The sequence below is a fragment of the Paraflavitalea pollutisoli genome (assembly GCF_029360705.1).
Lineage (GTDB): Bacteria > Bacteroidota > Bacteroidia > Chitinophagales > Chitinophagaceae > Paraflavitalea > Paraflavitalea pollutisoli.
Genome location: NZ_JARKMX010000001.1, coordinates 1,134,508 through 1,144,783, shown reverse-complemented (window position 1 = coordinate 1,144,783; position 10,276 = coordinate 1,134,508). Strand labels below are relative to the sequence as shown.

The following is a 10,276-nucleotide window of genomic DNA, read 5'->3' as shown; positions in this document are numbered from 1 at the left end:
GCTTAGCTGTATGTTTTTTCTAATTCGTCAATTTGGGTACGGTCGAAGACAAAGGACATTCTGGTATTGGTGAACAGGCGATCATGGTAAATGATCTCCAATTGTTTTCCAGGCACGAGGTCCTTTGCCGCAATTGTTACGAGGTATTCAAACCTGGTAGCTATGCCTGTAGTAACAGGCTCCACCGAAACGGGCATTACTGTCAGGTTTTCTGCCCCCAGGGTGAAAAGCGAATCAAGGCCATAGTAGAAGATCGTTTTGTCTTTCGAAACACCATCATTGGCCACTGGACAAATTACCTGCAGGCGAAAGTGATAGAGTCTATTTTCGCTAAGGGTGTCAGCTGGATTTCCAGACTGAGACAAGGCTCCAGATGGTATATAATCAAACTGCAGGGTAAAGCCATTTCTCTGCAAGGTCTTTGTAAAAGCGTCACGGTTCTTCGCATACTGGTCTACTGCTTTGCCACGCTTACCATCCGAACAGGCAGCGAGCACGAGCCATACAGCTGCTCCAATTATCCATTTCCTCATAGTGGTGCTTTAAAAATGAATCTTAATTTTTGTGTACGTCCATTGGGCAGGCGAACCGTGAAGATGTAATTGAACCCGTCGACCATTGATTTCATCTCCGATAGATCTATCGTGACATTATTGTCACCTGACCGCAGTTTTACTTTGGGTAATTTTTTGAATATCTGATCAGGCTTATTGATGCAGAACAAAGCATATTCTACGGCCTGTGCCTGGTAGGGGTTTTGCACTGCAAAGCACAGTTTGCCATGGGCTACATAATAATTCCCCTTGGCCAGGTCTTCAATATCCCTGAAGCCTTCGGATCTTTCCACCGCGGGCGTATCGGTACACTTGACGGTAAAGTCCCATATCTCCGACCTATTGAGGATCACGCCTGCTTTATAGACGGTTACCTGCCAGGTATACGTTTTACCCTCTACCAGCGAGTTGGCATTGGCTGGATAGATGAGCATTGGTGCTGTTATGTTGGTTTGATTGATCAGGGGCAGGTTGTATACCAGTGCTTCCTGACTAGCCTGGTGGCCTTTCTTTTCCACCATGGTCAGGCGATATTCTGCACCCGGGATGGCCGGCATGGAAGGCTGCCACGTGAATGTGGGTCGCTTGTCGCAGGTTTGCTCTTTGTGGAAAGGTTCTATCAGAAACAAAGGGGTGAGTGGCTCAACCAGGTAATCAAAGCATTGCTCGCCCAGCAGGTCCCGGTTACCACCTTTGTCGGCCCGGAAGGCCTGGAAACAATACTCGTATTCACCTTCCGGAAAGGAACTGCTCTGCTTCACGAGCCTCGCCAGGTTGTTATCCGCAAACCGGATCACCGCATTGCTGGCTGCTTTTCGCTCGATGGCATTATTACCAGGCATCACCGCAAAGGGCGCTGTCGTAACCGATATGATCCTGCCTGCTTTTTTCTCCGTTACAGAGATGTCGAGTGAAATGGTGGCTGGTTGTTGTGACAAACTCGTCAACTTCACCCACAACAAGCCGTCGGCCGTGCGTCCCTGCACTTCAGGTACAAACTGGAAAGTTATTTGTGCTGCAGCGCGTAGCTGAAGTCCGCATAACAATAAGATCAATAAATACCGCATCATGGTCTCTTTATTTTATCTGGTATTGAACTGTTAATTCGCCCCTGAAATTTCCGTACAGGTAGGGATTGATAGGCTCTATCAGGTTTTTGCGCCAATCGATGTATGCCCCTATGGAGCAATTCCGCAGGATCATCATATTAATGGACTGCCGCGTACCCAGCTGACGGGCAGCTAGTTTATTATCGAGGTAGGTCAGCGAAGAATTCATCATGATCTTCTTGCCAATCGTATAACCTACACCGGTTTCGGCGTTCAGTTGATCGCCAATGAGCTTATTTTCTGTCAGCTCTTTGTTGTAGAAAAGGCTAACTGTAGCTTGCACCTGCTGCAAGAGTATGCTGGTAACCCATTGCGTCAGCAACAGGCTGCTGTTGCCACCTTGTTGCGTGTAAACATTGTCGAACTGCTGCAACCCTACTGAAAATACAGAGCGCTGATGGAGTCCAAAGAGGCCACTGCTGTACTGGCCTTCTGCAGCTATCTTCCGGCTTACATACATCTTTTGGTTGCCGGTGGCCGTCTTCCTGATCAGCTGGTATTGATTGATCCTGCCGCCCAAAGTCAGGTTACGATCAAAGCGGTAGCGCGCCTGCAGGTTGACCTGGAAGTTCTTCCAACGCTGATCGCCATCGGCGGAATAATTGTAATTCCTGTTGGCAACCTGTACCTGGAGGAAGCCTTTCTTCTTCTCCACGTATTTTCGCAGTTGGAGGTCATACTGCAGGGATCCCTTCGACGCGGATGGATTGCCGGGGTTATTGTAGCCAAAACCAGCATAAGCCACGTGTGCGTTGTGCGTCAACCCAATCTGCTCCCAGTCGTCCTGGTAACGCACACCGGCAGACAGGGTCTGCAGCAGGTCTTCTGCATAACTATATAAGGCGCTTTTTTGCTCCATTGCCTGGTCGGGCGATACGGAGGCCGTATTCCGGAATTGTGTGGCAGATTTGGATACCTCTGCTTCCACCGTACCGTTCTTGCGCACGCTGAATGATTTGGAGATCGTACCTACGAAAATGTTACGGGCCAGGTTATTGGCTTCATAATAAAGCGAAGCGGGCGAATAGGTGTTGGCATTCATAACTGTCACCGTGGTCCCTTTTCTTCCTGTAGTTCCTTTGCCCAGCTGCGCATACTGCATGGATACGGCCGCCGTTAAAGAACTTTGCAGTCCTGCATCTTTCAGAAAACCGGCATCTTTTATATTACCCAGACCGCCGCCCAACAGGCTGCTCTTTTTGAGCGCTTCGATCTGGAGGCCACCTGAAATCAGTGCATTGATCGACCTTTCACTCTTGTTGTTGGCAAAGGTGCCTATGTTGAGCGCCGATATATCGCCAAAGAACCGCTGAAGGCCATTTTGCGGCAACAGGTTACTGCCCGCTTCCTTAATGGTGGACGGTTGATTCCATCTATTGAATGTCTGCGTATTGGTCTGCTGTTGTTGCCGGGTGATCTGATTGACGTTGAGACCACTCGCTGCCAGCTTTTCTTTAACACCACTGACCTTCGTCACCAACTGATCCAGCGACTGCAGGTGTTCGGTCTTTTGGGTCACCAGTTTAACCAATGAATCCCGCTGTACAGCAGACAGCTCACTTGCTCTATTCTTCAACACGTCTTCATATACCCCTATTTGCTCCTTGACCCCTTTCACCATATCTGCCGGCATCAGTTTCTCTTTCACCTGGCTGATATCTAGTTTCAGCAATTCGTCGTAGGAGAATTTGCTAAACAACATGGCTTTAGGATTTTGCACCAGTGAGGACTTCAGCCCCTCTACTTGTGAGGTCAGTTCCTGCTCGAAATGCTTTTTTACAAAGGAAAGCATGTCTACTTCATTGAGCAGGTATTTCTCCAGGTCATAATACTTTGCCAGCTTTTGTTGCATCCGCCCTTTAAAGGCGTCTTTATCAAAGGACACTTTTACCAGGTTGTTGTATCGCAATGGCATATACGTGTCGGATAAATTGGCCAACTCAAAGTGAAAGGGAATATCCATGATCATCATGTCATTACTTGCACTAAGGTGATGCATCCAACCTGCTGGCGCCAGGGCTGTATTATCACGAACAAGGCTATACTGTGCGCCTTTAAATTGATTGTCCACCAAACTCTCGAACGAAGGAATTTGAAACGCTTCTTTTCCTTTGATGGCATAAAACCCTTTCAGCTTATTGCCCAGGTATTTCTGTAATCCTGCGGAATCACCGGATACCAACAGGCTTTTCGCCAATTTATTCACGCGCTCTTTACCAAAGTTGTTGCCTACATAATGCAGGAACTCGCCCATCACGGAATCTTTCATACCAGAGAAAGGCGATTGCGATTTTGACAAGTTGATCAGGTTATTCGTTCCCGGTATATTGGCAGGCAGCTGATCCAAAAAGCGTTTACGCTTATTAATAGTCTCCACGATGTTGTTGAACTTATGCATCTCCGCTTCGGAAAGCACCTCCTTCATGCCGGGCTTGGCGGACTTCAGCTGTTCTACCAGGGGCGTATTGGACCTTTTTAATGAATCCTGCACCTGCGCAACAGCGTCGGTTTCCATTAAACACAATAGTGTAACACCGGCGAGCAACCGCATAAGGGTAGCATGCCGTAAAAACATGGTTTTACGAGGCATAAGAATGCTTTCTTCTGATGATTAATCCAGCAACAATATGGTCCTTACAGGGGAATAGCCAGCTATTTCCTGCAGTAACGGATATACAGTAAGTGAATGATTACTTTATCGGGTATCTGAAAGTAAACAGGGGAATATACAAGTAACGTAGTGTTTGTAGTGGAGCCTGGGTTCCAGCACCAGGATGGACTTTAGGGTGATCATAAGCGAGGTTTGATTAGGTATGGGGGTTTTACTTGATGGCTATACGAAACTACGGGTTATGCAAATACGAAAAAACTTTTCTACACAATATTTCAACAGTAATTCGTAAGTGTGTCGATTTGGCCTATAAGTGTGCAGTATTGAGCGATAAGTGTGCAAAAACTATGTAGACTATTTATAATACATGAACTGTGGCTTTCTTTGTAAGCGGGAAATAATGTCAATAGCGCCTATGATCAGGTTCCCTCCAAATGCACATAGGATTGATAACAAACATCTGCCCGACACCGTGGTTAGTAAAAATACGGTACGAAATGAATTATATGACTTGGATACGAGAAGCTCGTGCACAAAGCGACAAGACGCGCCATGCAATTACCAACTCCCACTGGCACCGCCGCCGCTGCTGCTACCACCGCCGTAACTACTGGACGAGGAGCTGGAAGAGTTACTTGATGAAGAAGATGAGGACGAACTCCGATGGCTGTCGTTTTGGCTAGGCCAGTCGTCGAACCTGTCGGAGTAATGCCTGCGATAACCTCTGCCTGAATATAGATCGCTACCATAGTTGGCAGCTCCGTTGAAGATCTTGTACAGGAAACAGCCGATCACGAGTAGCCCAGCCAGGGTAACAGCTATACCCGTATAATTGAACGACGAATCGATGGGAACAAAGTTCGGCTCATAGGCTGCCGTTTCATAGGTACGGGATGTTTCGGTCGCAGCCGTTGTGCTGTCTTCAGCCCCCTGTACACCACCATACAGCACCTGCTTAATGGCCATTACTGCATCAGCCAGTCCCTGGTAATATTGTTGCTCCTTAAAATTATGGACCAGCTGGTTATCGATGATCTCCTGGCAGGCGTCATCGGTCAACGGGTACTCCAGTCCCGTGCCTACTTCTATCCGCAATTTGCGCTCGGAAGGGACGACCAATATCAGCACCCCATTATTCTTCGTACTGTCTCCAATACCCCAGGTATTGAAATAAGCATAAGCAGCTTCTTCTATCGTGTAGGTTTCTGCTGTTTCCGGATCGGTGAGCGTAGGCAGTGTGATGATCACTATAGCATTGGAAGATTGCTTCCGATAAGCGGTGAGGTCTTTAATCAGACGCTGCGACTCTTTGGGCGATAACAACCGGGCGAAATCTACCACGGGCTTTGCCTTGACTGGACGAGGCCGTACAAATTGATCAATCGGCTCCTGTGCTTCAGCTTGTACAGCAGACAGGATGAAGAGGATTGCTATAAATAAATTACGCATCGGTGAGGTTATTAGGGACAGCCATTACCAACTTCCACTGGCACCGCCGCCATCACTGCTGCCACTGTCGAAACTGCTGGATGTATCGGAAGAAGACGATGTTCCGGAGTCATAGGAAAAAGAACCCGAATCGTAGGACGAACCGGAGTCAAAGGAAGAAGAACTGGAATCGTGGGAAGAACCATTATCCCATGAATTGCTCGTTTGAGCGGAATTGCTATGGCTGTGTTCAACAGCCAACAAACCGGCCATTACGAGCGCTTCGCTCCAGTCATCCTTTTTGCCAGGTATACTGGTGTGGTAGCCCGTATTCGTGATCATGGCTGCGTCGCTGCGATCGCCGATCCCGCTTTTCGCCATCAATACAGCAGCAATAAACAGCACAGCAACAAAGAAGAATACACCCCACCCAAAGCCGCTCGAAGAAGTGTGAGTAGTCAGTTCTGTATTGTTGTATTCATCCTGATTTGTGTTGGTGTTACCGGTTGCGACCAACGCAGCGGTGTCGTTTTCCGACGAGGCTTTTTCCTGCCCCAGTGCTGCCTTGATCGCGGCGATCGCCGCTTTCAACCCCTTGTTATAGCCCCTTCTTTGAAATGAGGGATGATTTGCTCCTGTATGATGAGAGAACATGTCTCATTGGTCAGCACCGTCTCCAGGCCGCGGCCTACTGTTATCCGCACCTGCCGCTGGCTGGGCACCAGGAGGATCAGTACGCCCCGATTGGTTTCTTTCCGTCCGATACCCCAGGTATTGAAGTAAGCCAATGCTGTTGCTTCGATCGTGTAAGACCTCAAGGTGACTGTGTCGGTGAGCGAAGGAAGTATTAGTAATACTATGGTATTGCCGGTAAGGCTGTCGTACCGGACGAGGTCGTTGTCCAATTCAATGAAATCTTCCTGTGTCAGGAAGTCATCAAAATCAACAACGGCCCTTGCCTGGGAAGGCAAGGGCCGTACAAATTTATCAATGGGTCGCTGCGCCATTGTCAGCGCAGTGCTCATGACTGTAATTATAACGAGAGCTAAGGAACGCATGGGATAGGGTTATTATAAGGTCGTAAGTGGTGCTTCGTTTACCAGCTACCGCTGGCGCCGCCGCCACCACTGCTACCGCCGCCGAAGCCTCCAAAGCCTCCGCCACCACCGCCAGACCAGCCGCCGCCTCCACCACCGCCTCCGCGGCCTCCACCACCCAGCAAACTGCCGATGATGAATGGTGTAAATACGTCGCCCGCCCCTCTGCGGCTCATGTAGCCGCCCCCTCCACCACCGCCACGGCGGAAAATGGACAGGATGATAACAATCACCACGAATCCAATGATACCACCGATTCCGGTATTACGCTTTCCTTTCTTGTGATAGTCCTTGGGCGCTTTGTATTCGCCCTGGGCTGCCTGTATCAGCGATTGCGTGGCCTTATCGAGCCCCTCATAATAATCGCCGCTGCGAAAACCGGGTCCAATATCACTCCGTATGATCTGGTTGGCGGTAATATCCGGTATTGCCCCCTCGAGACCGTATCCTACTTCTATCCTGATCTGCCGGTCTTCGATGGCCGCCAGGATGAGTATCCCGTTGTTGGTTTTCTTGTTGCCAATGCCCCAACTACGGTAGATGTTCAGGGCAGTCTCTTCGAGGGGTTTGCCGTCGAGGGTGTTGACCAGGACAATCGCGATCTGTGTAGAGGTGCTATCGTCGTAGGCCACCAGTTTGCGCTCGAGTTGCTGCTTCTCGCTACTACTCAATACACCGGCATAATCGTTCACAAGCACCGTAGGCTTGTTTTTGATGATGCTCCCGATGTCTTGCCCCTTCACCCCTACCGTCAGCAATACCAGCACTATGGCAATGATTCTTTTCATGCAAATTTCCTGTTCAGTGATTAATTTCCGAAGATGATATCGTCGGGCAATTCATTCTTGTCCGTTTCCTTGTTGAAAGGGAAATGGTGTTGCAGTGCATGTCCCACATCACGTATCACGTGTATCACCGCATCGGCGTAATGGTTTTGCCGGAAATGCTTTTTCATCTCGCCGACTTCTTTGGCCCAGAACTGGTCGCCCACTTTCTCATGGATTCCCTGGTCGGCAAACACTGCAAACTGATGATCCCGTACAGCGACGTACACTAATACAGCATTATGGTCCTGGGTATAATCCATCTTGAGCGACCAGAACAGTTCTGCGGCCCGGTCGAGTGGATCGACAAACCGGCAACGGCTTTCTATAAACACCCTGACCTCTCCGCTGGTCGTGAGCTCCGCTTCCTGGATAGCTTTCACTATCCGTTGCTTTTCATCTTCCGAGAAAAACTCGACTTTCTTATTGAATGAAAAAAGTGCCATGTATCGGTGAGACTTGGTTTAGAATTTAACGTCTGGTGCTCTTTCTGCTCCGGGATCAGCCCTGAATCCATCCTTAACGCGGAAGCCAAACATGCCTGCAAACAGGTTGTTGGGGAACTTACGGATGGTAGAGTTGTACCCCTGTACAGCGGCGTTGAAATCATTGCGGGAAACCTTGATGCGGTTCTCTGTTCCTTCCAGTTGCTTTTGCAGGTCCTGGAAGTTTTGGTTGGCCTTCAGTTCAGGATATTTCTCAACCGTTACGAGCAACCTGCTGAGGGCACCGCTCAATTCTCCCTGTGCCTGTTGGAACTGGGCTACTTTTTCCGGTGTAAGATCGCCGGCATCGATATTGACAGAAGTTGCTTTGGCACGAGCTTCCACCACTTTGGTCAGGGTTTCCTGCTCGAAATTGGCAGCTCCTTTTACCGTGTTGACGAGGTTGGGGATCAGATCGGCCCGACGCTGGTAATCACTCTGTACATTCGCCCATTTTGCCTTTACATCTTCATCGAGATTTACCATGCTGTTATAACCACTGCATCCGCAACCGCCAAGGATGAGGATGACTGCTACTACAATAATCAGAACGAGATTACGCGACTTCATTTGTTTAAGATTTGATGACTTTCTAAAATTAACCCTTTTTATATAAGGCTACTAGAATTTTTGTTGTGAAATTCAATGGCTTATGCAGGTCAACAAACGACCATGCACACCATTTTCGTATTCATTAGTAAGGTGTGTCTCCAATTTATTACACCAACTGTGCAAATTTATGGCCTGGGTGCTCCCTTTGTTTGCTACACCATTAGACCTCTATTAGAAAGATTGAACAAAGCGGCGTCTCTGTCGGGCGGCTGGCAGGGAGCTACCCTTTTCTGAATACCGTGTCGCAGCAAGCTCCTATATCACAGGTTACGGTATCCGCCCACAAAAAGGCCGGCACTGCTGATCAGCTGCCGGCCTCGTATGAGAAATAATTGTATATTAGTCTTTGATCGCTGCGATACCTGGAAGGGTCTTTCCTTCGAAGTATTCGAGCATCGCACCACCACCAGTAGATACATAGCTCACCTTATCGGCGAAGCCAAACTGGTTGACAGCTGCCACCGAGTCACCGCCACCCACGAGGGAGAAGGCTCCTTCTTTGGTCGCTTCTACCACCGCTTCGGCTACCGTTTTGGTACCGTGCTGGAACTTTTCCATTTCAAACACGCCCATCGGACCATTCCAGAGGATGGTTTTGGAACGCTTGATCACGTTGGTAAACTGATCGCAGGCCATGGCGCCGATGTCGAGCCCCATCCAACCATCGGGGATGGCATTGCTGGGTGACGCAGCGGTTTCTGCATCCGCTGCAAACTTATCGGCAATGGTAGAGTCGGAAGGGAGGTGTAGACAAACGCCTTTTGCATCTGCTTTCTTGATCAGCTCACGGGCTGTTTCGAGACGGTCGTCTTCACAAAGTGATTTACCGATATGGCCACCCTGGGCTTTCATAAAGGTGTAGGCCATACCACCACCAATGATGATATCGGTGGCTCGCTCCAGCAAGTTCTCGATGATGAGGATCTTATCGGATACCTTGGCACCGCCGATGATGGCCGTGAAAGGCTTCTTCGACTCGTGCAACACCTTTTCTGCGCTCGCCACCTCTCCTTCCATCAACAGGCCAAACATGCGTTTGTCTTTGGCGAAGAATTCAGCAATCACAGCAGTAGAGGCATGTGCGCGGTGCGCTGTACCGAACGCATCGTTTACGTATACATCACCCAGCTTTGATAATTTCTCTGCAAAACCTTTGTCGCCTTTCTCTTCTTCTTTGTAGAAGCGAAGGTTTTCGAGCAGCAATACTTCACCGGGCTTCAGCATGCCGGCGGTTACATACGCCTGCTCGCCGATGCAATCATTGGCAAACAATACGGTGGTGCCACCGAGCAGTTCGCTGATGTGCTTGATGAGGTGTTTGAGGGAATATTTATCGGTAGGACCGTCTTTCGGGCGGCCGAGGTGGCTCATGAGGATCACGCTGCCGCCGTCGTTCAGGATCTTCTTGATGGTAGGAACGGCTGCTTTGATGCGGGTATCGTCGGTGATGTTGAACTGATCGTCGAGGGGCACGTTGAAATCAACGCGTATGAGGGCTTTCTCTCCTTTAAAGTTGTGTTGGCTAAATGTAGACATGGTGTGATTTTAAAAATTAA

At 49.1% G+C, this 10,276-nt stretch carries 10 protein-coding genes; all 10 read right to left on the bottom strand.

What is annotated here, in order from left to right; genetic code table 11:
* Positions 1–2 precede the first annotated feature (2 nt).
* Positions 3–533: a hypothetical protein gene (locus P2W70_RS04710; protein WP_276480268.1), complete on the bottom strand. Its 531-nt coding sequence runs from the start codon at positions 531–533 to the stop codon at positions 3–5.
* A complete protein-coding gene (locus P2W70_RS04705) occupies positions 530–1,624 on the bottom strand; it encodes a DUF928 domain-containing protein (RefSeq protein ID WP_276480267.1) in 1,095 nt (364 codons plus the stop codon). Before P2W70_RS04705 ends, P2W70_RS04710 begins: the two co-directional genes overlap by 4 nt.
* A gap of 7 nt (positions 1,625–1,631) precedes the next feature.
* Entirely contained in the window at positions 1,632–4,253 is a 2,622-nt protein-coding gene (locus P2W70_RS04700) for a hypothetical protein (protein ID WP_276480266.1), read from the bottom strand.
* 579 nt (positions 4,254–4,832) lie between these two features.
* Entirely contained in the window at positions 4,833–5,723 is an 891-nt protein-coding gene (locus tag P2W70_RS04695; RefSeq protein ID WP_276480265.1) for a TPM domain-containing protein, read from the bottom strand.
* A gap of 24 nt (positions 5,724–5,747) precedes the next feature.
* Positions 5,748–6,293, bottom strand: coding sequence for a hypothetical protein (locus tag P2W70_RS04690; RefSeq protein WP_276480264.1), 546 nt, complete (start codon positions 6,291–6,293; stop codon positions 5,748–5,750).
* Positions 6,290–6,727 (bottom strand): TPM domain-containing protein, encoded by a 438-nt coding sequence (locus P2W70_RS04685; RefSeq protein WP_276480263.1) that lies wholly within the window; start codon positions 6,725–6,727, stop codon positions 6,290–6,292. The genes P2W70_RS04690 and P2W70_RS04685 overlap by 4 nt, the downstream gene beginning before the upstream one ends.
* A gap of 71 nt (positions 6,728–6,798) precedes the next feature.
* Complete coding sequence (locus tag P2W70_RS04680) at positions 6,799–7,587, bottom strand: TPM domain-containing protein (RefSeq protein WP_276480262.1); 789 nt, start codon at positions 7,585–7,587, stop codon at positions 6,799–6,801.
* Between the two features lie 20 nt (positions 7,588–7,607).
* A complete protein-coding gene (locus tag P2W70_RS04675) occupies positions 7,608–8,069 on the bottom strand; it encodes a TPM domain-containing protein (protein WP_276480261.1) in 462 nt (153 codons plus the stop codon).
* An 18-nt stretch (positions 8,070–8,087) separates the two neighbouring features.
* Positions 8,088–8,678: a LemA family protein gene (locus tag P2W70_RS04670; RefSeq protein WP_276480260.1), complete on the bottom strand. Its 591-nt coding sequence runs from the start codon at positions 8,676–8,678 to the stop codon at positions 8,088–8,090.
* A gap of 381 nt (positions 8,679–9,059) precedes the next feature.
* Positions 9,060–10,256: a phosphoglycerate kinase gene (locus P2W70_RS04665; RefSeq protein WP_276480259.1), complete on the bottom strand. Its 1,197-nt coding sequence runs from the start codon at positions 10,254–10,256 to the stop codon at positions 9,060–9,062.
* Positions 10,257–10,276 lie beyond the last annotated feature (20 nt).